The sequence below is a fragment of the Micromonospora echinofusca genome (assembly GCF_017614955.1).
GTDB lineage: Bacteria > Actinomycetota > Actinomycetes > Mycobacteriales > Micromonosporaceae > Micromonospora > Micromonospora echinofusca_A.
The window spans coordinates 1-23,489 of record NZ_WVUH01000077.1; the positions used below are offsets into that span (position 1 = coordinate 1).

The 23,489-nt window shown below is 73.3% G+C and carries 18 protein-coding genes; 7 read left to right on the forward strand and 11 right to left on the reverse strand.

Going from position 1 to position 23,489, the window contains the following annotated elements; translation table 11 throughout:
- Window positions 1–129: 129 nt before the first annotated feature.
- Together GSF22_RS35395 and GSF22_RS11600 are read right to left on the reverse strand one after the other, a co-directional pair.
- Window positions 130–864, reverse strand: a complete 735-nt coding sequence (locus GSF22_RS35395) for a TetR/AcrR family transcriptional regulator (RefSeq protein WP_307803928.1) — start codon at window positions 862–864, stop codon at window positions 130–132.
- Window positions 865–912: 48 nt separating this feature from the next.
- A complete protein-coding gene (locus tag GSF22_RS11600; RefSeq protein WP_439957762.1) occupies window positions 913–3,627 on the reverse strand; it encodes an MGH1-like glycoside hydrolase domain-containing protein in 2,715 nt (904 codons plus the stop codon).
- A gap of 51 nt (window positions 3,628–3,678) precedes the next feature.
- Here GSF22_RS11600 and GSF22_RS11605 point away from each other — a divergent pair, with 51 nt between their 5' ends.
- The 3 genes from GSF22_RS11605 to GSF22_RS11615 all read left to right on the forward strand — a co-directional run bounded on the left by GSF22_RS11605 (window position 3,679) and on the right by GSF22_RS11615 (window position 7,717).
- Window positions 3,679–5,616, forward strand: a complete 1,938-nt coding sequence (locus tag GSF22_RS11605) for an amylo-alpha-1,6-glucosidase (RefSeq protein WP_208813537.1) — start codon at window positions 3,679–3,681, stop codon at window positions 5,614–5,616.
- A 169-nt stretch (window positions 5,617–5,785) separates the two neighbouring features.
- Window positions 5,786–7,105: a glycosyltransferase family 4 protein gene (locus GSF22_RS11610; RefSeq protein ID WP_208813538.1), complete on the forward strand. Its 1,320-nt coding sequence runs from the start codon at window positions 5,786–5,788 to the stop codon at window positions 7,103–7,105.
- A gap of 120 nt (window positions 7,106–7,225) precedes the next feature.
- Window positions 7,226–7,717, forward strand: a complete 492-nt coding sequence (locus GSF22_RS11615) for a GNAT family N-acetyltransferase (RefSeq protein WP_208813539.1) — start codon at window positions 7,226–7,228, stop codon at window positions 7,715–7,717.
- 126 nt (window positions 7,718–7,843) lie between these two features.
- Here the strand turns inward: GSF22_RS11615 and GSF22_RS11620 are convergent, their stop codons facing one another.
- From GSF22_RS11620 to GSF22_RS11635, 4 genes are all read right to left on the reverse strand, one after another.
- Window positions 7,844–9,127 (reverse strand): citrate synthase, encoded by a 1,284-nt coding sequence (locus tag GSF22_RS11620; RefSeq protein WP_208813540.1) that lies wholly within the window; start codon window positions 9,125–9,127, stop codon window positions 7,844–7,846.
- Between the two features lie 354 nt (window positions 9,128–9,481).
- Window positions 9,482–11,548 (reverse strand): sulfatase-like hydrolase/transferase, encoded by a 2,067-nt coding sequence (locus GSF22_RS11625; RefSeq protein ID WP_439957761.1) that lies wholly within the window; start codon window positions 11,546–11,548, stop codon window positions 9,482–9,484.
- Window positions 11,541–12,989 carry a class I SAM-dependent methyltransferase gene (locus tag GSF22_RS11630; RefSeq protein WP_208813541.1) on the reverse strand — a complete coding sequence of 483 codons (1,449 nt, stop codon included), beginning with the start codon at window positions 12,987–12,989 and terminating at the stop codon, window positions 11,541–11,543. Before GSF22_RS11630 ends, GSF22_RS11625 begins: the two co-directional genes overlap by 8 nt.
- Entirely contained in the window at window positions 12,986–13,165 is a 180-nt protein-coding gene (locus tag GSF22_RS11635) for a hypothetical protein (RefSeq protein WP_208813542.1), read from the reverse strand. The genes GSF22_RS11630 and GSF22_RS11635 overlap by 4 nt, the downstream gene beginning before the upstream one ends.
- A 179-nt stretch (window positions 13,166–13,344) precedes the next feature.
- Here GSF22_RS11635 and GSF22_RS11640 point away from each other — a divergent pair, with 179 nt between their 5' ends.
- The 3 genes from GSF22_RS11640 (at window position 13,345) to GSF22_RS11650 (ending at window position 16,420) form a co-directional block, all read left to right on the forward strand.
- Entirely contained in the window at window positions 13,345–13,746 is a 402-nt protein-coding gene (locus GSF22_RS11640) for a VOC family protein (protein WP_208813543.1), read from the forward strand.
- 102 nt (window positions 13,747–13,848) lie between these two features.
- Window positions 13,849–15,216: a PQQ-like beta-propeller repeat protein gene (locus tag GSF22_RS11645; RefSeq protein ID WP_244367136.1), complete on the forward strand. Its 1,368-nt coding sequence runs from the start codon at window positions 13,849–13,851 to the stop codon at window positions 15,214–15,216.
- Between the two features lie 352 nt (window positions 15,217–15,568).
- On the forward strand, window positions 15,569–16,420 hold the full coding sequence (locus GSF22_RS11650; RefSeq protein ID WP_307803931.1) for a DUF4332 domain-containing protein: 852 nt from the start codon (window positions 15,569–15,571) through the stop codon (window positions 16,418–16,420).
- Between the two features lie 14 nt (window positions 16,421–16,434).
- Here GSF22_RS11650 and GSF22_RS11655 read toward each other — a convergent pair whose 3' ends face one another.
- The 5 genes from GSF22_RS11655 to GSF22_RS11675 all read right to left on the reverse strand — a co-directional run bounded on the left by GSF22_RS11655 (window position 16,435) and on the right by GSF22_RS11675 (window position 22,866).
- Complete coding sequence (locus GSF22_RS11655) at window positions 16,435–17,127, reverse strand: helix-turn-helix transcriptional regulator (protein WP_208813544.1); 693 nt, start codon at window positions 17,125–17,127, stop codon at window positions 16,435–16,437.
- Window positions 17,128–17,196: 69 nt separating this feature from the next.
- A complete protein-coding gene (locus GSF22_RS11660) occupies window positions 17,197–18,441 on the reverse strand; it encodes a bifunctional glycosyltransferase family 2/GtrA family protein (protein ID WP_208813545.1) in 1,245 nt (414 codons plus the stop codon).
- A 2-nt stretch (window positions 18,442–18,443) separates the two neighbouring features.
- Complete coding sequence (locus tag GSF22_RS11665) at window positions 18,444–20,510, reverse strand: ArnT family glycosyltransferase (RefSeq protein ID WP_208813546.1); 2,067 nt, start codon at window positions 20,508–20,510, stop codon at window positions 18,444–18,446.
- Between the two features lie 45 nt (window positions 20,511–20,555).
- Window positions 20,556–22,142 carry a sensor histidine kinase gene (locus tag GSF22_RS11670; protein ID WP_208813547.1) on the reverse strand — a complete coding sequence of 529 codons (1,587 nt, stop codon included), beginning with the start codon at window positions 22,140–22,142 and terminating at the stop codon, window positions 20,556–20,558.
- Window positions 22,120–22,866, reverse strand: coding sequence for a response regulator transcription factor (locus tag GSF22_RS11675; RefSeq protein ID WP_208813548.1), 747 nt, complete (start codon window positions 22,864–22,866; stop codon window positions 22,120–22,122). The genes GSF22_RS11670 and GSF22_RS11675 overlap by 23 nt, the downstream gene beginning before the upstream one ends.
- Window positions 22,867–23,018: 152 nt before the next feature.
- Here GSF22_RS11675 and GSF22_RS11680 point away from each other — a divergent pair.
- On the forward strand, window positions 23,019–23,489 hold a 471-nt coding region (locus GSF22_RS11680), incomplete at its 3' end, for an FAD:protein FMN transferase (protein ID WP_208813549.1).

Here is a 23,489-nt window from a genome sequence, read left to right on the forward strand (position 1 = left end):
CGCCCCATCACCGCCACCCCACCACCCTCCACTCACGACGGACAGCGAGCCCAGCATCGCAGAACGCACCGGGGGGAATCCCGCCGGACGACCGGAGCACCCGCTGCACCGGGCCGGCGTCCGGCGCCGTCAGTCCGGCGCCGGAGCCGTCGGCTCCGGTTGTCGCGGGACCGGGCAGCCGCCCCGCAGATGGGCGACCACCACCGCCTCCCGGCGCTCCTGGAGATCCGGGCGGAGCCGACCGCCCCGGGTCAGCATCACCATCCCGTGCAGGGTGCTCCAACCGACCTCGGTGAACGCGTCCAGGTCGGCGCCGACCGCCAACGGGGTGAGCGTCCGGCGCAACTCGGCGAAGGCCGCCTCCAGTGGTGCCGGCCCGTCCGGGTCGGCGAAGGACAGGTCCGGGGTGAGGACGAACATCGCGTCGTAGAGCGCCGGGTTGCCGTTGGCGAAGTCCAGATAGGCGGCGACGACGGCGGTCCACCGGTGCTGCGGGTCGTCGGTGGACGAGCGGGCGGCGCGCAGCGTGGCGGCGAGTTGGGCGTACCCGTCGACGGCGACGGCGGCGACGACGGCCTCCCGGTCGGTGAAGTGCCGGTACAGGTCGGACTGACCGCAGCCGGCGCGTTCGGCGAGCCGGCGGGTGGTGACCGCCTCCCAACCTTCCGCCTCGGCCAGCTCCCGGGCCGCCCGCACGATCAGTGCCGGCCGGTCGGGCTCCACCGGCCGGTCGGGCCCCACGAGGCCGGTGGCGGCAGCCGGACCGTCCGGACCGTCCGGCCCGGCGGACGGATCCGTGACGGTGACGGCGGACGGATCCGGGACGGCGGCCTCGGTATCGGGGTCGTGCTCCTGATCGGACACCCCCGGATGCTAGCGCCGCACGACGACAGAAACCGTCTCATGTCCGACTCAATGTCGCCCCTTCGCGCCCTTCTCCGCACGGAGCGTGATGATCAGATCGGCCACCAGGGCCGTCCAACCGGTCTGGTGCCAGGCACCGAGACCGGCCCCGTTGTCCCCGTGGAAGTACTCCGGGAACGCGATCAGGTCCCGCCAGTCGGGGTGGGTCTGGAAGAGCTGGCAGGCACCGTAGATCGGCCGCCGGCCCCAGCCGTCCCGGGTGAACAACGCGATCAGCCGCTCGGAGAGGTCGTCGGCGATCTCGTCCAGGGTGCGCTTGGTCCCGGACCGGGTCGGGTACTCCACCAGCAGGTCGTCACCGAAGAACGCCGCGTAGTCGCGCAACGCGCTGATCAGCAGGAAGTTCGTCGGCATCCAGATCGGACCGCGCCAGTTCGAGTTGCCGCCGAACAGTCCGCTGGTCGACTCGGCCGGCTCGTACCCGACGCTGAACTCCTGGCCACCGAGGGTCACCGAGAAGGGCTTGTCCAGGTGCGCCCGGGACAGGGTACGCAGCCCGTAGTCGGAGAGGAACTCGTCCGGGTCGAGCATCCGGGTCAGCAGCCGGATCACCTGCTCCGGGCCGACCATGGACAGCAGCCGCTGCTGGCGGCCGTCCGGCCCGAGCCGGCGGGCCCCGAGCACGTCGGCGTACCCGGGCCGGTTGGCCAGGAACCAGCGCAGCCGGGCGCCCAACTCGGGCAGCCGGTAGAGGGTGGTCGAGGTCAACCGGGTGGTCGCGGCCAGCGGCAGCAGGCCCACCACCGAGCGGACCTTCAGCGGCACCTGACTGCCGTCGGGCAGCCGCAGCACGTCGTAGAAGAACGCGTCCCCGTCGTCCCAGAGCCCCTGCGAGTACGCGGCGGCGGCGATGTAGGTGAAGTGCTCGAAGAACTTGGTGGCGATGTCGGTGTACGTGGCGTCGTGCTGGGCCAGGACCAGCGCCATGTCCAGCATGTTCAGCGCGTACATGGCCATCCAGCCGGTGCCGTCGGACTGCTCCAGCACCCCGGCGACCGGCAGCGCGGCGGAGCGGTCGAACGGGCCGACGTTGTCCAGCCCGAGGAAACCGCCCTCGAAGACGTTGTTGCCGCCGGTGTCCTTGCGGTTGACCCACCAGGTGAAGTTGAGCAGCAGCTTGTGCATCACCCGGGCCAGGAAGTCGTGGTCCCGACGGCCGTCGATCTCGAAGACCTTCAACGCGGCCCAGGCGTGTACCGGCGGGTTGACGTCGCCGAACGCCCACTCGTACGCCGGGATCTGCCCGTTGGGGTGCAGGTACCACTCGCGCAGCAGCAACAGCAGCTGGTCCTTGGCGAACCCGGGGTCGACCCGGGCCAGGGTGACGCAGTGGAAGGCCAGGTCCCAGGCCGCGTACCAGGGGTACTCCCAGGGGTCCGGCATGGAGATCACGTCGAAGCTGTTCATGTGCCACCAGGCGCTGTTGCGCCCGTGCCGGCGCCCGGCCGGCGGCGGCGCGGAGCCCGGGTCGCCGTCGAGCCAGCGCTGCACGTCGAAGTGGTAGAACTGCTTGCCCCACATCAGTCCGGCGATCGCCTGCCGGGCCACCAGCGCCTCGTCCGGGGTGGCCGCCGCCGGGACGACCCGCCGGAAGAACGCGTCGGCCTCGGCCCGCCGGGCCCAGTACACCGCGTCGAACCCGGCGCCCAGGTCGGCGGCGGGCGGACGGCTGCCACCGGGCGGCGGGGCGGTGCGGGTCAGCCGCAGCCGGATCCGCGCGGTACCCCCGGCCGGCACGTCCAGCACGTAGTGCAGTGCCCCCTTCGTCCCCTCCCCGGCCGGGTTGACCGTGTCGGCGCCGTCGACCACGTGGTCGTTGATGCCGTCCTTCGGGTACGGCGTCCGCCCCGGCAGTCCCCAGAGACGTTCGGTGTTGGTGTCGTTGTCGCAGACCAGCGGGGTCGGGGTGCCCTCCCCGGTGAGGGTGATCTGCCCGAGCACCCGGTGTTCGCCGACCAGCCGGGTGCCGTCGGCGACCAGGGTGGGGATCCGGTCGCTGCCGGGCAGCCCCCACGACCAGGTGTTCCGGAACCAGAGCGTGGGCAGCACGTGCAGGGTGGCGTCGGTGTCACCCCGGTTGGCGACGGTGACCAGCAGGCACATGTCCGTCGGTGACGCCTTGGCGTAGTCGACGGTCACCGCCCAGTACCGGTCGTCGTCGAAGATCCCGGTGTCGACCAGCTCGTACTCGGTGTCGTCCCGGCCGCGCAGCCCGTTGACCGAGACGAGTTCGTCGTACGGGAAGGCGGCCTGCGGGTAGTGGTAGCGCCAGCGCATCCAGGAGTGGGTGGGCGTGGAGTCCTCGTACCACCAGTAGTCCTTGGCGTCCTCGCCGTGGTTTCCGCCGTCCCCGCCGAGCCCGAACATGCGTTCCTTCAGGATCGGGTCGGCCCCGTTCCACAGCGCGAGGGCGAAACAGAACGTCTGCCGGTCGTCGCAGACGCCCGCCATGCCGTCCTCGTTCCACCGGTAGGCTCGGGACCGCGCGTGGTCGTGGGGGAAATAGTCCCATGCTGTGCCGTGTTCGCTGTAGTCCTCCCGTACCGTCCCCCAGGCCCGTTCCGAGAGATAGGGACCCCATGCGCGCCATTCCTGCTCACCCGAGTCGGCCTGCGCCAGTCGGACCCGCTCGGCGTCGTGGGCGTCGTCGGGCTGCGGCACGTCGGTGATCACTGGCACATCCTCAACCGTCTCCGGGTACATGACCACACCCATTGTGACCGTGGCGTGTTACACGCAACCGCTGGAGGAGAAGTGATCCCGATCAGCTTCGGACCCCAGGTCTGTGGCGACCCCGTCGCCGGTGCCGCCCGGGAGTGGCTGGTCACCGACGGCCGGGGCGGCTACGCCATGGGTACCGTCAACGGACTGCGTACCCGCCGCTACCACGGGTTGCTGGTCGTCGCCGGGCAGACCCCGGCGGTCCGCCGGGTGGGCCTGGTCGGGCTGGACCCGGCGGTGGTGTTCCCCTCCGGCGCGCAGGTACGCCTCGGGGCGCACGAGTGGGCCGACGGCACCGTCGACCCGCGCGGGTTCGAGCTGCTGGAGGAGTTCACCCTGGTCGACGGGGTACCCCGGTGGCGGTGGCGGATCGGCGACCTGGTGATCGAGCGCGAGCTGGCCATGACGTACGGCCGCTCCTGCGTGGCGGTCACCCACCGGCTGGTCTCCGGCGGGCCGGTCCGGCTGGACCTCTCCGCCGTCTGCACCTGGCGGGACGCGCACGGGGAGCGGCGGGCCGACGGCCCGGCGCCCCGGATGGAGCCGACCGCCGACGGGGCGGTCGTCGAGGGGGCGTTCCGGCTGGCCGGGCCGGGTTGGGAGCCGCACGGGCAGTGGTGGCTGGGGGTCCGGCACCGCGAGGAGGCGGCGCGTGGGCTGCACCCGCACGAGGATCTCTGGTACGCCGGGCGGTTCTCCGGTGCGCTGGAGTCCCCCGGGGACACCGTGTCGGTGCTGGCCTGGGCGGACGACCTGGCCGACGAGCCACCGGCGGCGGCGGAGGTGATCGGGGCGGCCCGGCGGCGCAACCGGGCGGTGGTGGCCGCCGCGCGGCCGGCCGACGCGGTGACGGCGACCCTGGCCCTGGCCGCCGACGCGTTCGTGGTCCGCACCGCGACCGGGCCGGACGTGGTGGCCGGGTACCCGTGGTTCGGGGCCTGGTCGCGGGACACGATGATCGCCTACGAGGGTCTGTTCCTGGGTACCGGCCGGGCCGACGAGGGACGCGAGCTGCTGCGGGCGTACGCGGCCACGCTGTCCGAGGGGATGCTGGCGAACACCGCCGACACCGGCCGGGTGGAGTACAACACGGTCGACGGGACGCTGTGGTTCCTGCACGCGGTGAGCCGGCACGTCACCGTCACCGGTGACACCGACCTCGGTGCCGAGCTGCTGCCGGCGCTGCGTGGGGTGGTGGAGGCGCACCTGGCCGGCACCCGGTACGGCATCCGGGTGGACCCGGCCGACGGGCTGCTCACCCAGGGCGCCCCCGGGGAGGCGCTGACCTGGATGGACGCCCGGGTGTACGGGGTACCGGTCACGCCCCGGGTCGGCAAGCCGGTGGAGGTCAACGCGCTCTGGGTGAACGGGCTGGCCGGTCTGGTCGAGCTGGCGGAGCTGGCCGGTACGGACCCGGACGGGCTGCGCGGGGCGCACTCCCGGGCACTGGAGTCGTTCCGTCGGCGTTTCCCGTCCCCGTCCGGCTGGCTGTACGACGTGCTGGACTCGCCCGCTCCGACGTACCCGCTGGGGGGCGCCGCGCACCACGACGACGACCTGCTCCGCCCCAACCAGCTGCTGGCCTGGTCGCTGCCGTACGCCCCGCTGACCCCGGACGAGCCGACGGTCCGGCGGATCGGCGCGGAGCTGCTCACCCCGCTCGGGCCGCGCAGCCTGGCGCCCGGTGCGGAGGGGTACACCGGGCGGCACCGGGGCGGCCCGGCCGAGCGGGACGGCGCGTACCACCAGGGCACGGTCTGGCCCTGGTTGCTCGGGCCGTACGTGGACACGGCCCGGCGGGCGAAGATGCCGGTGGATAACTTGTTCACCGGCATTCATTCCCATTTGCCCGAATTCGGGCTAGGGTCGGTCAGTGAGACGGCGGATGGCTCCGCTCCCCACACCGCGACCGGTTGCCCGTTCCAGGCCTGGTCGGTGGCCGAGGTGCTGCGCGTCCGCCGGACCGGATAGTCGGACCGCCGACCGGGCTCCGGCCGGGCACGCGTTACACGGTCGCAACGAGGGCGTCTCCGCCGGTTCTCCGGGGCCCGGCACGATGGGCCCCGACCCGATACGACGCACGGGCACCAACGGTGGTGCCGGCTGCGGCGTGCCCGCCGACGACCCCCAGGGGGACCGCATGTCACCGGACGCCCACGTCATCGACATCCAGTCCAGCCGGCGCCAGCGGGTGCTGATGCTGTCCTGGGAGTACCCGCCGGTGCTGGTCGGCGGCCTCGGCCGGCACGTGCACGCCCTCTCCGTGGCCCTGGCCGCCGCCGGCCACGAGGTCACCGTGGTCACCCGGCACGCCGAGGGCGCGCCACTGGAGGAGTACGCCGACGGCGTGCGCATCGTCCGCGCCGCCGAGGACCCGGTCACCTTCCCGCTGGCCACCTCCAGCCTGCTCGCCTGGACCATGGCCTTCAACCACACCCTCACCCGGGCCGCCCTGCGCGCCGCCGAGACCGGCGGGTACGACGTCGTCCACGCCCACGACTGGCTCGTCGCGCACACCGCGATCACCCTCGCCGAGCACCTGGACCTGCCGCTGGTCACCACGATCCACGCCACCGAGGCCGGCCGGCACCAGGGCTGGCTGCCCGAGGAGATGAACCGCTCGATCCACTCGATGGAGTGGTGGCTGAGCCAGGAGTCCGGGCGGGTGATCGTCTGCTCCGGGTACATGCGCGACCAGGTCGCCGGCCTGTTCGAGGTACCGACCGACCGGGTCGACGTGGTGGCCAACGGGGTCGAGGCGCACCGCTGGCAGGCGCCCGCCACGGCGGTGGCCGCCGCCCGCCGCCGCTTCGCCGGGGACGGCCAGCTCCTCACCTTCGCCGGTCGGCTGGTCTACGAGAAGGGCGTCCAGCACCTGATCGCCGGCCTGCCCGAGCTGCGCCACCGGCACCCCGGGCTGCGCGTGGTGATCGCCGGGGACGGCCCGTACCGGCCGGAACTGGAAGCCGAGATCCACCGCTTCGGCGTCGGCGACATGATCACGATGCCCGGTTTCCTCGGTGGCGGTGACCTGCCCGCGCTGATGGCCGCCTCGGACTGCTTCGCGGTACCCAGCATCTACGAGCCGTTCGGCATGGTCGCCCTGGAGGGCGCGGCGGCCGGCGCCCCGCTCGCGGTGGCCGCCACCGGCGGACTCGCCGAGATCGTCCAGCCCGGCGTCAACGGGATGACCTTCGCTCCGAACGACCCGCAGTCGCTCGCCCACGCGGTACACACCCTGCTGTCGGACACCGAGCGCACCCGGGCCCTGGCCCGGCGCGCCCGCCGGATGGTGACCGAGCAGTACGGCTGGGCACAGATCGCGCAGCAGACCGCGACGACGTACGCGGCGGCGATCCAGCAGGCCCCCGCCTTCGCCACCGAACAGGCCCGGATCCGGATGGCCCAGGGCCGCCCGACGCTGCGCGTCCCCGAGGGCAACCTCCTCGCCTCCCGGTAGATGCAAGGAAGGGCCCCTTCTTATCGCTTTCGGTAGAGGAAGGGCCCCTTCCTAACGTCGCTCGGTGCGGGCGGCCGGGCTCCCGCCACCCGCACCGGACGGGCGCGGGATCATGGACGGATGCTGACGATCGGGCCGCTGGACGTACGCCACGACGACGCGGTCGCGCACCGGGTACTCCAGCTCCAGCGGGCCGCGTACGCCGTCGAGGCGACGTTGATCGGCTCCGACGGGATACCCGCGCTGCACGAGACGGTGGACGGGTTGCGTACGGCGCCCGAGCGGTGGCTCGGCGCCCACGACACGGACGGGCTCGCCGGGGCGGTGGCGTACAACCGGCCCGACGACGCGACGCTGGACATCTGCAAGCTCGTCGTCGCGCCCCGGGCGTTCCGTCGGGGTGTCGCCACCGCGCTGCTCGACGCGCTCGACGCAGCGGAACCGGCCGGACGGACGGTCGTGTCGACCGGGGCGGCGAACACCCCGGCGCTGCGGCTGTACCAGCGGCGGGGCTTCGTCGCGGTACGGGAGGTCGAGGTCGCACCGGGGCTGCGGATCACCCACCTCGTCCGCCCCGGCCCGGCCGCACACGACCGGCCGCCGACCCGGTGAGAGGGTGGGACGCGACCGACCCCGGTGACAGGGAACGCGACCGGCCGCCGACCCGGTGACGGGGCGACGGCCGGTGGGGCGTCCGGAACGGGCGGATCAGCGCTCGGCGAGCGGGCGGTAATCGCGTCAGCGCTCGGCGAGCGGGCGGTAGTCGCGCTCGGCGGCGCCGGTGTAGATCTGCCGGGGACGGCCGATCTTGGTCTCCGGGTCGGAGATCATCTCGCGCCACTGGGCGATCCAGCCGGGCAGCCGGCCGAGGGCGAAGAGCACGGTGAACATCTTCGTCGGGAAACCCATGGCCTTGTAGATCAGGCCGGTGTAGAAGTCCACGTTCGGGTAGAGCTTGCGGGAGACGAAGAAGTCGTCGGCGAGGGCGATCTCCTCCAACTGCACCGCCAGGTCCAGCAGCGGGTCCGGCTTGGCCATCCGGCCGAGGATGTCCTGCGCGGCCTTCTTGACGATCGCGGCCCGCGGGTCGTAGTTCTTGTAGACCCGGTGGCCGAAGCCCATCAGTTTGACGCCGTCCTGCTTGTCCTTCACCTTGCGGACGAAGGACTGCACGTCACCACCGTCGGTCTGGATGCGCTGGAGCATCTCCAGGACCGCCTGGTTGGCGCCACCGTGCAGCGGACCGAACAGGGCGTTGACCCCGGCCGAGACCGAGGCGAAGAGGTTGGCGTTGCTGGAGCCGACCAACCGGACGGTCGAGGTGGAGCAGTTCTGCTCGTGGTCGGCGTGCAGCACGAAGAGCATGTCCAGCACCCGGGCCATGACCGGGTCGACCTCGTACGGCTCGGCCGGTACGCCGAAAATCATCCGCAGGAAGTTCTCCACGTACCCGAGCGAGTTGTCCGGGTACAGCAGCGGCTGCCCGATCGACTTCTTGTACGCGTACGAGGCGATGGTCGGGACCTTCGCCATCAGCCGGACCGTGGACATCTCGACGTGGTCGGAGTCGAACGGGTCCAGGCTGTCCTGGTAGAACGTCGAGATGGCGCTGACCGCCGACGAGAGCACCGCCATCGGGTGCGCGTCGCGCGGGAAGCCGTCGAAGAACCGGCGCATCTCCTCGTGCAGCAGCGAGTGCCGCCGGATCCGCTCGCTGAACTCGGTCAACTGCTGCTGACTCGGCAGCTCACCGTAGATGAGCAGGTAGGAGACCTCCAGGAAGGAGGACTTCTCGGCCAACTGCTCGATGGGGTAGCCACGGTAGCGCAGGATGCCCGCATCGCCGTCGATGTAGGTAATCGCCGAGGAGCAGGCGGCGGTGTTGACGAAGCCCGGGTCGTAGGTGACCAGCCCGGTCTCCTTGAGCAGCTTGGTCACGCCGATCCCGGACGGCCCCTCGACTGCGGGCTGCACCGGCATCGACAGCTGCCCACCGGGGTGATCGAGCTTGACGTCCGTCATGTGTCCCTCGCTTAGCCGGCAGAGTCTGCGTTGAATTGCCTTCGCTTTTCACGGTAATCCGCCTGCTCGGGGCAACGCTTCTCGTGGCGGCGCAGGTGAGGGATGCGTCACCCGGTTCCCGACGTGCCGGACCGGGAATACCCGTCCGGATCGGGACCTAACCGAACACCTCGGCGGCCCGGACGGTGCCGCCACGGCCAGAGCCAGGCCACAGACAAGGGCACCACGGACGAAGCGCGGCAGACGTAGGCGGCCACGGACAAGGGACCACAGACGAAGGCGCTACAGCCGAAGGCGCCACAGCAGGCCGGCCACCCGCCGGGCCCGACGAACCGGCTGAAGAGCCGGGAATCCCTAACCCAGGGCGAAACGGCGCAGCACCGGGCCGGGTGCCACGGCGTACAGCTCGAGCCGGTTGCTGCCGGCCGCGAAGAGCGCGTCGTCGGTGAGCAGCGCGGCGAACCGGCGGCCACCCGGGCCGGGCGGCACGACCGGCACCACCGCGCCGATCCGCCCGTTGACCGCGACCGCGATCTGGGTGCCGTCCGGCACGCCGGCCGGCACCGTGCCACTGACCAGCGCCGGCAGACCACCCTCCGCCGGGTCCACGTCCCGGAACGCGGCACGTTCGAGCACGCTCGCCGGGCCGGCCCCGCCGGTGACGCGCAGGTCGGTGACCGACCGGCCGACCAGCGCGGAACGGTTCGGTGCCGGTCCGACGGCCGGCGGCAGCGGCGGTACGGACACCCGCTCGCCCGGCCGGTCGTAGAAACTCTTCTCCGCGGTGGCCCGGGGGGCGCCCCGGGCCGACCGGCCGTCCACCGGGTGGGCCAACCGGATCCGGGCCAGGTCGGCGACGGTGGGCAGCAGGTCGACGTGCTCCCAGTTGCGTTCGTCCATTCGACCGGCACGCTGCCCCGGTTCCTTGACGAACAACGGGACCCGCAGCACCTCACCGGCCGCGCCCCGGACCGCGTCCATGCCCCGCCCCTGCGCCCCGGCGGTGAAGCTGACCCCGTGGTCGGCGGTCACCACGAGCAGGGCGTCGTCGTAGAGGCCGGTGGCCCGCAGCACCCGCAGGGTCTCGCCGATGAGCCGGTCGGTGTAGCCGACCTGGGCGAGGTGCCGTTGCCGGGCCAGGTCCAGCCAGCCGGCACCGTCGTTGGGCAGGTCCTCCGGCGCGTCGTAGCGGGCCCCGGAGGGCAGGTACGCCCACGGGCTGTGCGGCATCAGCAGGTGCAGGAAGTGCAGGGTGGGGCGGTTGCTCGGGCGCAGCCCGGCGAGGAACTCGGTGAACCGGACCGGCTGGTTGTCGTCGAGGGTGTCCCAGCGGAACTTCGGGTCGGTCGGCACCGGGACCGCCGCGTCCAGGCCCGCCTCGGCCCGGGTCACCTCCCGGTAGACGGCCTCCGGGTCGACCCGGCTGTCCACCGGGGCGACCATCCGGGCCAGCAGTTCGCCGCTCTCCCGCAGCAGTACGGGCAGCCCGCCGTGCCCGGCACCGGTCCGCTCGCCGCACCGGCTCGGCGGGCACAACTCGGTGACGCTCTCCTGCGCCCGGATGTCGTACAGCCCGCCGAAGGCGGTGAAGAGGTTGTCCGGGTACCGGGAGAAGTGCGGCGGGACGGCCTCCTGCGGGTACCGGCCGGTCAGCATCGCGGGCAGCGCGTACGGCGTCCAGCCGCTCACCCCGGAGGCGTTGCGGTACCAGGTCGAGCCGGCGGCCAGCTCGGCGAAGTGCGGGTAACGGGCCGCGTCCAGCCGACCGTCGGGGGTGAGCAGCGAACCCAGCGGGAACTCGTCCAGGATGATCATGACCACGGGCGGGTGCCGCCCCGGGGACTGGGCCGTGCCGGGGCCGGCGCCGGCCCGTTCGGTGGGCAGCAGCACCGCCGAGGCCGGCGAGGCGAGGACGAACAGGCCGACGAAGACCAGCGGACCGACCGAGGCGGCCCGCAGCGCCAACCGGACGGCCCGCCACCGGTACCGGGCCGCCGCCCCGGCCACGCCCACGACGACCGCCAGCACGGCCAGGGGTACCCCGCGCAGCGGCAGCAGGTGCTTGCCGGCCTGCACGGCCAACGCCGCCAGCAGGACGGCCACCGTGCCGGCGTGCACCACCTGACGGGTCCGGGTACCGGCCAGCCGGCTCGCCGCCCCGAGCAGACCGAACAGCACCGGCGGGCCGGCGACGAACACCGCCACCAGCAGCAGGATCTCGCCCCGGGTGGCCCGGTGGAACAGGAAGAAGTCCGGACTGCGTCCGGTGACGTCCAGCAGCGGTTGGGCGACGGCCAACCCGGTCAACCCGACCAGTTCCAGTTGCCGGCGCAGCTCCGTACCCCATCGGCGGCGCGACCGGGCCGGTGGGGTGACCGGCGGGCGGTCCCGGCGGGCGGCGGAGGCCACGACGTCAGTCACGGACCGTGCCGAGATAGAGGGTACGCGTGCCGCCGGGCAGTTCCTGGCGCTGCTGGATCACGCAGCGCCGGGCGAGCAGGCGCTCGAAGGTGTCCCGCCGGTAGTCGGCGTGCAGCCCGGCCGGTTTGTTGGCGATCAGCCGCTGTGCCATCGGGTCCTCGGGGTGCACGAACTCCACCACCAGCCGGCCGCCGGCACCGGCCAGCTGGCCGACGAGGAAGTCGACGACCAGCGCCAACGGCACGTTACGGGCGACGGCCAGGTGGTGCACCAGGGCCAGGGCGAGGACCACGTCGGCGCGGGCCCGGGTGACGAAGCCGGCCCGTTCGGTGCTCCGCCAGCCGGCCCCCGGGGTCGGGTCGGCGAGGTCCACGACCAGCGGCAGGATCCGCCGCTCGCCCTCGGCGCGCAACTGCCGGTAGAGCCGGTCGACCACGGCCGCGTCGTGTTCGACCGCGACCACGTACCCGGTGTGCCGGGCGGCGATCCGGGAGTACGTGCCGTCGTTGGCGCCGAGGTCGAGCACCAGCGCGGACCGGCCGGCGTCGGCGGTCGCGGCGTCGACGAACTGTTGCTTGGCGCTGCGGTCCGCAGCGGAGTACCCGCAGGTGCTCTGGTAGTCGGACCAGCCGGTGGCCGGCGGCTCCCAGTCGAGTCGCCGGACGAGCCGGGTCAGCGACCGGATGGTGGCCGCCACCACCTCCCGGGAGAATCCGGCGTGCCGGAGCTGGCCGCGTACCTCCCGACCGGTGGTGGCGGCGTGCCGGTTGGTGAGCGAGTCGTGCAGATGGACGTGGGTCGGCACGCCGGGACGCCAGCGTCGGACACCCCGGAACAGCCGGCGCATCTGGTGCGGCTCGATCCCGTCGACCCGGGACCGCAGCCAGGGTTGGAAGTCCACCCCCAGATGGGCCTGGAGCAGCAACGGGTACAGCATGGTCTGGCAGAACTGCCGGTAGCCGGCCCAGGGCTCGCCCTCGCGGGCCGGCTCGAACGACCCGACGTCGATGAAGACCGGCTCGGCACCCCGGAACTGGAGGTTCCAGGCGGAGCCGTCCTTGGTGGTGAATCCGGCCGGGACGGCCTCGGCGAGGATCTCCAGGTGCAGCAGGGCGGCGTCGCGCAGCATCGCGAAGGACCACTCGGCAGGGTGCGACAGGAAGGGGATCCGCTCGTGCCGCAGGACCGCCGCCCAGGGTCCGCCGTCGTCGGCGGGTACCCGGTCGGACGCGACCTGTTCGGTGCCGCAGATCTTGCCGGCCGCGATCAGCGGGGGGAAGAAGTCGGTGGCGGCGAGGGCCCGCCAGTCCTGCGCGGCTTGTTCCCGCAGGCCGCGCAGGATGTCGTCACCGGCCTGGAAGACCCGGTTGGCCGGGTCGCGGAACGAGCCGGGCTCGGCCCGCACGGCGGTGTCCGGCGGGTACGGCACGGACGGTGTCATGTCCGGTCGGTGTGCTGCGGTGACGGTGTCCCGGCGCCGCTGTCCTGGGGGCGACGGAACCGGGCGACCAGCCGGCGCCAGTAGAGCTTGGTGGCGACGGCGGCCCCGGCCGCTCCCCCCACCAACGCCTGCACGATCAGGCTGCCGGACCCCGCGTCCAGGTAGGCCAGCACCATCGCCGGCCACCCCCCTCCTGACGATCGTCGCCATTCACGCCGTAATGCAGCTTTTAGCCCTATAAGGGCGATAAGGCCACGTTACGCGGCACAGGCGGGTCGTGTGGTCGACACCGGCCAGTCAGGTCCGGTCCGATTCGTTCAAGACCGGTACCCGACGGTTGTCCTACGGTGGCGGGATGACACCTCGATTCGACCTGATCGGGCTGGTCGTGACCGACCTGGCCCGCTCACTGGAGTTCTACCGGCAGGTGGGCCTGGACATCCCGGCCGGCGCCGAACACGAGCCGCACGTGGAGGTGGAGCTGCCCGGTGGCCTCCGGCTGGCCTGGGACACCGTCGCCACCGTCCACTCCTACGACCCCGGGTGGACGGCCCCCAGCGGCGGAGCCCGGGTGGCGCTCGCCTTCCGCTGCGCCGACCCGGACGAGGTGGACCGGCGGTACGCGGAGCTGGTCGCCGCCGGCCACCACGGGCACCGGCCACCGTGGGACGCCGTCTGGGGACAGCGGTACGCGGTGCTGCACGACCCGGACGGCAACGCCGTCGATCTCTTCGCCCCGCTGCCCGCGACCGGCTGAGCACCGACCGCCCGGCCCGGCGGGGAAACCGCACCGATCGGCGGGCACACCCGATCCACTTGCCGGCTACGCAGACTCGTCACCGACCGCGATGATGCGACGATGACAGGGCATGAGCATCGATGGCGTCCCGCGGAGTCCCGCCGGACGACCACCCGCCGGGATCCTCCATCCCGTACCCGCCGCCGGGCCGGCGCGGTCGCCGTCGTCGCGGCGACCACGAGTGTGCTGGCCGCGTTGCCGGCCACCCCGGCCAGCGCGGTGAACGCCGTCCATCCCACGGTGGTCAGCGCCGATCCGGCCAACTGGACGCCGCACGCCCTGGACGGCACGGTGTACCGGATCCTCCAGATCGGCAACCGGGTCTACATGGCCGGCTCGTTCACCAGTGTCCGCAACGCCAACTCGTCGACCCCGCTGGCCATGGCCCGACTGGTGGCCTTCGACGCGACCACCGGCCGGATCGACACCACGTTTCGGGTGACCCTCAACGGCACGGTACGTGCGCTGGCCGCCTCGGCCGACGGGCGTTCCCTCTACGTCGGAGGGTCGTTCACCACCGTCAACGGCGCGACGTCCCGGTACGTCACCCGGGTCGACGCGGCCACCGGCGCCCGGGTGTCCGGGTTCGTTCCGGCGGCACTCAACGGTGCGGTGATCGACGTACGGCTGGTCGGTGACCGGCTGATCCTGGGCGGGGCGTTCCAGACGGTGGCCGGGGTGTCCCGCAAGGGACTCGCCGCGCTGAACGCCACCACCGGGGCGGCGGACGGTACGGTGAACCTCAACCTGGCCGGTCCGCGTACCACGAACAGTGGTGCGACCGCACCGGTCAAGGTGGAGGCGCTGGACGTGTCGGCCGACGGCCGGCGGTTGATCGTCATCGGCAACTTCAGTTCGGTGGCCGGGCAGGCCCGGCACCAGCTCGCCGTGATCGACCTGACCACGACCGGGGCCACCCTCTCCGCCTGGGCCACCACCCGCTACCAGCCGACCTGCGCCAACGGCACGCCGACGTACATGCGTGGGGTGGACATCTCCGCCGACGGCGCCTGGTTCGTCGTGGTGACCGCCGGCTACACCTACACCAACACCCTCTGCGACGCGGCGGCGCGCTTCGAGTTCGGTACCGCAGGTCCGAACAAGCAGCCCACCTGGGTCAACTACACCGGCGGCGACACCCTGCTGTCGGTGGCGGTGACCGGTGCCGCGGTGTACGTGGGCGGGCACCAGCGCTGGCTGGACAACCCGCTGGGCCGCAACGCCGCCGGTCCGGGCGCGGTGTCCCGGCCCGGTATCGGAGCCATCCACCCCACCACGGGCAAGGCCCTGTCCTGGAACCCGACGAAGGAGCGCGGGGTCGGCACGGCCGACATCCTCGCCACCCCGACCGGGCTCTGGATCGGCAGTGACACGTCCACGGTGGCCGGGGAGTTCCACGGCAAGATCGCGTTCTTCCCGCTGGCCTGATCCCGGACGAACGCGGCCGGGACAGGTGTCCGACCCGGCCACCGGCGTCCGATCCGGCCAACGCGCGGTTTCCCAGGAGATCGGGGTGTCCGCCTCCACCGGAGGCACCGGTCTCCTGGGAACCGCGCCCCGGCTGTCCCCTACCCCGCCAGCGCGGACGCGACCGCCCGCTGCGGTAGCGGACTACCCCGCGCGGGCCGCGTCAGCCCGCTCCTCGACCGACGCTCGGTCAGTGTCCCGTCACCGGCGATGACGTGCGCTGGACGACATGCCGGGCGCTGTGACGCAGGTAATGGGCGTATGCGAAGCTGCCTCGATCTTTACCGAGTGACGTGCGCATCTGGAGGTTGCCGTGGAGTGGTTGCTCGTCATCCTGGCTCTGATCATCGGACTCGCCGCCGGCTGGACCCTGGCGGGTCTGCGGCGTCGTGACGTGCCGGACGGAACAACCCGATCGGCGGTTTCCACGGTCGACACGACCCCGGCCGCCATGCCGGCCGCCGTTGCTCCGGCCGAGGCGACGGCTGCGCCGGTCCCGGCCGCCCCCGTCACCCCGACCGCGCCGGAGAGCGCCACCGAGCCCGTCGCGGACTCCACTCCGACCACTGACCCTGCGCCGGCCGTGGAGATCGCACCGGTCACCGACGCCGAACCCGTTGCCGCACCGACCGACCGGGTCGTACCGACCGAGCCGGCCCAGCAGCCCGAGTCCGTGACGGAGCCGGCCGGGGCCACCCCGACGACCGCCGTGGTCGATCCCGAGCCGGCCGCCGCCACCGAGCCAGAGTCCGTCGCCGCGACCGAGCCCGAGCCGGTCGCCGAGCCGGAACCCGTCGTCGCCGAGCCCGAGCCGGTCGCCGAGCCGGAACCCGTCGTCGCCGAGCCCGAGCCGGTCGCCACGACCGAACCCGAGCCGGCCGCCGGGATCGCCCCGGTCGCGGCAACGGCTCCCGCAGCCGACGACGACCTGCGTCGGATCGAGGGGATCGGCCCGAAGATGGCCACCGCGTTGCAGGCCGCCGGCATCCGGACCTACCAGCAGTTGGCCGCCACCAGCGAGGCGGACCTGCGGGAGGCGATCCGGGCGGCCGGCCTGCGGTTGGCCCCGAGCCTGCCGACCTGGCCCCAGCAGGCCAAGGTGCTGGCCGGTGCCCGGGCCGAGGCGGAGGCGGTCCTGCCCGGCCCGGCCACGGTCGACGCCTGACGGGTCGTACCGGGTCAGTCGGCCCGGAGCAGCGTGCCGGGTGGTACGCCGGCCAGGTCACGCACCTCACGGGTGAGGTGGGCCTGGTCGGCGTAGCCACTGCGGACGGCCACCTCCGCCAACGGCACACCCGACCGGGCCAGGTCGAGGGCGGCGCCCATCCGCAGGATCCGGGCCAGCGTCTTCGGGCCGTACCCGAAGAGGGCCTGACAGCGACGGTGCAGGTGCCGGACACCGAGGCCGACCCGGGCGGCGACCGCCCCGACCGGTTCACCGGCGGCCAGCCAGCCGACCAGCGTTGCCGCCACCGGATCGGGTCCACCCGCCCGGCGTAGCCGTCCGACGGCGACCGAGGTCAGGACGGCACCGGCGGACCCTGCGGCAGCACGCTCGGAGATCTCGGTGACCAGCCGGTGTGGCCACAGGTCGGCGAGCGGTACCCGCTGGTCACGCAACTCGCAGGCGGGTACGCCGAACACGGCGGGGCCGACCCCGGGCGGCAGCCGCAGTCCCACGTACCGCTCCCCCGGCACGCTGTGCGCCACCTGGGCGACCCGGTCCGGGCCGGCGACCAGCAGGCCGGTCCGGCTGCTCCAGATCAGGTCCAGACACCCGTCGGGCAGGACCCGGGCGGTCCGCGCGGCGGCGGGGACGGTACGCGTCCAGAGCACCGCTCCGGGCAGGTCGGCGGGCCGTTCCCGATACATGTGACCAGCGTGCCAGTACCCGCTGGCGGCGCGCCGGAGCACCCCGTGCGCCGCCCGGGGCGGGTCGGGTCAGCCGGGCGGCGGCCCGGCCGGTGCCGTCCGGCGGTGGTGCATCCACCAGCGGAGCAGGACGAACCGCCCGACGGTGGCGACCAGGTTGGCCACCACCAGCACGGTCAGCTCCACCGGGCGGGCCGGGCTGCTGGTGAACGCGTGCAGCAAGGCGAGGGAACCGCTGGTCGACGCCAGGCCGAGGCCGAAGACGAAGAGTCCCTGGAGATGGTGCCGACCGGCGTGCCGTCGACCGGTGATGCCGAAGGTGAGCCGGCGGTTCGCCGCCGTGTTCGCCACCGCCGTGACGAGCAGCGCCACCAGGTTCGCCGGCTGGGCGCCGACCGCGCCGCGCAGCAGCAGGAACAGCACCAGGTACGCCAGGGTACTGGCCACCCCGATCCCGGCGAAGCGGAGCAGCTGACCGGGCAGGCCGGCCGGCACAGGCCGGACGAGGGAGGCCCGCCCGAGGTCCCCGCGGAGGTCGGCCAGCGGGATCGCCCCGGTCGCCAGACCCCGGCCGAGCCGCCAGATCCCCTTCAGGTCGGCCAGCGCGGTGGCCACGATGTCCACCCGGCTGTCCGGGTCGTCGACCCAGTCCACCGGCACCTCGTGGATCCGCAGGCCGGCCCGCTGCGCCAGGACCAGCAGCTCGGTGTCGAAGAACCAGCCGGTGTCCTGGACCAGGGGCAGCAGCCGGGCGGCCACGTCGGAGCGGATCGCCTTGAAGCCGCACTGCGCGTCGGAGAACCGGACCGCGAGGGTACCGCGCAGCAGCAGGTTGTAACCGCGCGAGATGACCTCCCGTTTGGCGCCCCGCACCACCCGGGAGGTGCCCGCCAGGCGGGTACCGATGGCCAGGTCGGAGTGGCCGGAGATGAGCGGCGCCACCAGTGGCAGCAGGGCCGCCAGGTCGGTGGAGAGGTCCACGTCCATGTAGGCCAGTACCGGTGCGTCCGAGGCCGCCCAGGCGGCGCGCAGGGCCCGGCCCCGGCCCTTGGCGTCGAGGTGCCGTACGACGACGTCGGGCAGTTCGGTGGCGAGCTGCCGGGCCACGTCGAGGGTCCCGTCGACGCTGGCGTTGTCGGCGATGGTGATCCGGAACGGGTACGGGAACCCACCGGTCAGGTAGGCGTGCAGCCGGCGGACGCACGGGCCGAGGTCGGTCTCCTCGTTGTGGACGGGGATCACCACGTCCAGGACCGTCGCCGGTGCCGTCGGCCGGTCCTGCCCGGCCACCTGTGGTGCGATGGACGTCTCCATGGTCAGCCCTCCGCTCCGCCGCTGAGGTCGTAGAGGGTCACCCCGTCGACCGGGGTCGCCGGGAAGGTCCCGGAGACCCAGGTGGCGATCTCCTGGGCCGCCTGGCTGCCGCCGTCGGCCCGGAACCCGCCCCCACCGATGAAGTAGTGGATCCGCCCGTCGGCGACGTACCGCTTGAACTGGTCGAGCGTGGGCGACGGGTCACTGCCGTTGAAGCCGCCGACGGCCATCACCGGTTCGCCGGTGGCGAGCTGGTAGCCGGAGGCGTTGTTCGAGCCGACCGTCGCGGCGATCCAGGTGTACCGGTCGCTGTCCTGTCCGAAGAGCTCACGCAGCTCGGTACCGGGTGTGGTGGCGTCGAGCAGACCGCCCATGCCGCCGGCCCGGGTGCCCCCGGTGGGCGGTTGCCCGTTGCCGGGTGGCCGACCGCCACCGGGGAGGATCAGCCGGTTGCCGCCGTCGCCGCGCCCGTCGTCGTCCGGTCCGCCGCCCGGGAAGCCATCGTCCGGTCCGCCACCCGGGAGACCGTCACCCGGGAAGCCGCCCGGGAAGGCCCGACCACCCGGACCGAAGCCACCCGCCACAGCCGGGCCGGCGGTCGGGATCGAACCGGTGTGCGGGGTCGACGCGGTCTGCACCGAGTAGGCGACCGGTCCGGCGAGGGCCACCGCCGCACCGGACAGCAGCACCGCCGGCAGCACCCGACCCGGCAGCCGGGTCCGGAGCACCACCAGCAGCGCCACCACCAGGCCGGCCACCAGCACGGTGGTACGCAGCCACGGGTACCAGTCCGGGCTGCGGCGCAGGAGCTGCCACGACCAGAGCGCGGTGACCGCCAGGGTCGCCCCGAGTACGACGGAGGCGAGCAGGTGCCGTCGCCGCCAGAGCAGGGTGGCCCCGATACCGACCAGCGCGCCGACCGCCGGGGCGAGTGCCACGGTGTAGTAGGCGTGGAAGATTCCGGCCATGAAGCTGAAGGTCGCCCCGGTCGCCAGCAGCCAGCCACCCCAGAGCAGCAGACCGGCGCGGGTACGGTCGGTGCGGGCCGCCCGACCGGCGAGGAGCAGGCCGGCAACGAGCAGGATCAGCGCGGCGGGCAGCAGCCAGGAGACCTGACCGCCGATCTCGCTGTCGAACAGCCGGCTCCAGCCGGTCCGACCCCATCTCCCGCCGCCCGCACCACCCGGACCGCCGCCGACACTGCCCTCCTGCGCGCCGGTGATCCGGCCCAGCCCGTTGTAGCCGAGGGTCAGCTCCAGGACGCTGTTGTTCTGTGAGCCGCCGATGTACGGGCGGGCGTCGGCGGGTACCAGCTCGACGATCGTCACCCACCAGCCGGCGGCCACCAGCACCCCCAGTCCGGCGAGGAGCAGTTGACCGGTGCGGCGCCGGAACCCGGTGGGCGCGGCCAGCAGGTACACCCCGGCGAAGACCGGTACCACCAGGAACGCCTGGAGCATCTTGGTCAGGAAGGCGAAGCCGACCAGCACCCCGACGAGGACGAGCCACCGGGTGGATGCCCGCTCCACGGCCCGGACCGTCGCGTACGCGCCGAGGACCAGCAGCAGCACGAGCAGGGCGTCGGGGTTGTTGAACCGGAACATCAGGGTGGCGACCGGGGTCACCGCGAGGACGGCACCGGCGGTCAGCCCGGCGGCCGGGCCGTACCAGCGCCGTACGGCGGCGTGCAGGACGCCGACCGAGGCGACCCCGCAGAGCGCCTGCGGCACCAGGATGGCCCACGAGTTGAGCCCGAAGATCCGTACCGAGAGGGCCATCAGCCACAGCGACGCCGGCGGCTTGTCCACGGTGATCGAGTTGGCCGCGTCGGACGAGCCGTAGAAGAACGCCTTCCCGCTCACCGAGCCGGCCTGGGCCGCCGCCGAATAGAAGGCGTTCGCCCAGCCGGAGGCGCTCAGGCCCCACAGGTAGAGGACCGCGGTGGCCGCGAGCAGGACGACCAGGGCCGGCCGGGCCCAGCGTGGATCCGCCGGGGCCGGCACGTCGGTCGGCCCGGCAACGGCCGGCGGGGCTGTTCCGTGGTCCGGAAGGGTCTCTGTTCGCTCCATGCCGACCAGCGTCGTGGCAGCCGCTGTCGCACTCCCGTGAGCAACCTATGCACCGGCTGTGAGTGTGGGTAGCCGGACCGCGAACTCGGTGCGCCCGGGGACACTGTGGACGGAGACGGCTCCGTGGTGCGCCTCCACCACGGCGGCCACGATCGCCAGGCCCAGCCCGGTGCTGCCCGCCGCCCGGGACCGTGACGTGTCGCCCCGGGCGAACCGTTCGAACACCTCGCCCTGCAACGGCTCCGGGATGCCCGGCCCGTTGTCGGCCACGGTCAGGACGACCGTGCCGCCCGTCCGGGTCAGGGTGGTCGTCACGACCGTGCCGGGCGGGGTGTGGGTACGCGCGTTGGCGAGCAGGTTCGCCAGCACCTGGTGCAGCCGGGCCGGGTCCCCCGGCACGGCTATCCCCACGTCGGGCAGGTCCAGGTTCCACCGGTGCTCGGGGCCGGCCACGTGGGCGTCGCTGACCGCGTCCACCACCAGCACGGAGAGGTCCACCGGCTCGACCGCCAGCGGACGGCCGGAGTCCAGCCGGGCCAGCAGCAGCAGGTCGTCGACGAGCCGGGTCATCCGGGTACTCTCCGACTCCACCCGGCGCAGCGCGTGCGCGACGTCCGGCGGCACCTCGTACCGGCCGCGCCGGGCCAGTTCGGCGTAGCCCCGGATCGCGGCGAGCGGGGTACGCAGTTCGTGGCTGGCGTCGGCGACGAACTGGCGTACCCGGGTCTCGCTGGCGTGCCGGGCGGCCAGCGCCCCGGCGACGTGTCCGAGCATCCGGTTGAGGGCGTTGCCGACCTGACCGACCTCGGTGCGCAGGTCGGTGTCGGCGTCCGGTACCCGCACCGACAGCGCCACCTCGCCCCGGTCCAGGGGCAGTTCGGCGACCCGACCGGCGGTGGCCGCGACCCGACGCAGCGGCCGCAGTTCGGCCCGTACGACCAACGCGCCGACGGTGCCGGCGATCAGCAGTCCGACGCCGACCAGGCCGACCTGGGCGGCGACCATCCACCAGACCGTCTCCCGCACGTCGCGCAGCGGGATGCCGACGACCACGACCGAGCCGTCCGCCATGGTCCGGGCGGCGAGCCGGTAGTCACCCAGCTCGCCGAGGTCCCGGCTGCACGGTCGGCCGTCGGTGTCGAGGGTGGTCAGCATGGTCAGCTGCTCCGGTGGGACGGACTGCTGTCCGGCGGTCCGCGTCTCGGCCGGTCCGGTGTCCGCGCTCGCGGTACGGATCACCGCGTCGGTCACCCGGCCGTCGGCGGTCCGGGCGATCAGCGAGCCGGAGGGCAGGCCGAACGGGACCACCAGTTCCCGGTCGGCCGGTTCACCGGTGGGCGGCAGCGGCAACCGCCGCTCGATCCGGCTCGGTGGCAGCGGTACCAGTTGCTCGTCGATCTTCCGGACCAGGAAGTGGTACAGCACGAGCGTGGTGATCGTGCTCAGCGCCACGCAGACCACGGCGAGGAGCGTGACCACGGTGAAGACCAGCCGGGTGCGCAGCGACCGGCCGGCCGGCCCACCGCGCAACCGGGCGGCCAACCGGCCCAGCGGCGTGGGCCGGGGCGGCGTGCACCGGGGCGGCGTGCGGTCAGTCGGCGGCGTGCGGTCAGTCGGCGGGTCGGAGGACATAACCGGCGCCGCGCAGTGTGTGGATCATCGGCTCCCGGCCGGCGTCGATCTTCTTCCGCAGGTACGAGATGTAGAGCTCGACGACGTTGGCCTGCCCACCGAAGTCGTAGTTCCAGACCCGGTCGAGGATCTGCGCCTTGCTCAGCACCCGGCGCGGGTTGCGCATCAGGTACCGCAGCAGCTCGAACTCGGTGGCGGTGAGGGTGACCAGGTGACCGTCCCGGCGTACCTCGTGGCTCTCCTCGTCGAGGGTGAGGTCACCGACGACGAGGATGGCGTCCTCCCGGGTCTGCACGGTGAACCCGGAGCGGCGCAGCAGGGCCCGCAGCCGGGCGATCACCTCCTCCAGGCTGAAGGGCTTGGTGACGTAGTCGTCGCCCCCGACGGTGAGCCCGGCGATCCGCTCCTCCACCGCGTCCCGGGCGGTCAGGAACAGGACGGGCACGTCCGGTGCCTGCCCGCGCAGCCGGCGCAGCACGTCGAAGCCGTCCAGGTCGGGCAGCATCACGTCCAGTACCACCACGTCCGGCTGGAACCGGCGGGCGGTCTGTACGGCAGCCGTCCCGGTCACCGCGCCACGCACGTCCCAACCCTCGTAGCGCAGCGCCATGGTGAGCAGGTCGGTGAGGGTGGCCTCGTCGTCCACCACCAGCGCCCGCACCGGCGTACCGTCCGGCCGGCGCAGTTCGATCCGGTCCGGGAGGGCCCGTCCGTTGGTGAGCATGCGCCCATGGTGCCGGCCGTGACTGTGCGTCGTCTCGGCGTTCCCTGTGCGCGCGCTGTGCGCGGCCGGCCCGGGCCCGACGGCCACCGCAGCACAGCCGGCGCACAGCGGGGACACACCGCCACCCCAGGCCCGCCGTGCAGGGTGGCCTGATGTGGACCAGGACAGGACACGGCGGTACGGGGGCGCGACGGTCGGACCGGCTGCGGACCGGTGAGGCACGGTGGTCGTACCGGGGACGACCGGTGCGGGTCGCGGTCACCGACCGGGCGGCCCTACCGGCGGCCCGCCGGCTGGTCGCCCGGGAACTCTCGGCGCTGCGCAGGGCCTCCGACCCGTACCGGGGTGAGCTGGGCCGGGTGCACCGGGCCGCCGGACGCCCGGTGCCGGTCGGCGCGCTGCTGGCGGAACTGGTCCGGGTGGCCCTGGCCACGGCGGAGGCGACCGACGGGACCGTCGACCCGACCGTCGGGGTGGCCCTGCTGCGGCACCGCCGACCCGACCGGTGGCAGCCGGTCTGCGGCTCCGCGTCCGGGAGCAGCGCACGAGACGGGAGCAGCGCGCCGGGCGGAGGCAGCGCACGAGACGGGACCAGCGCGCCGGGCGGGGGGGATCCGCCGCCG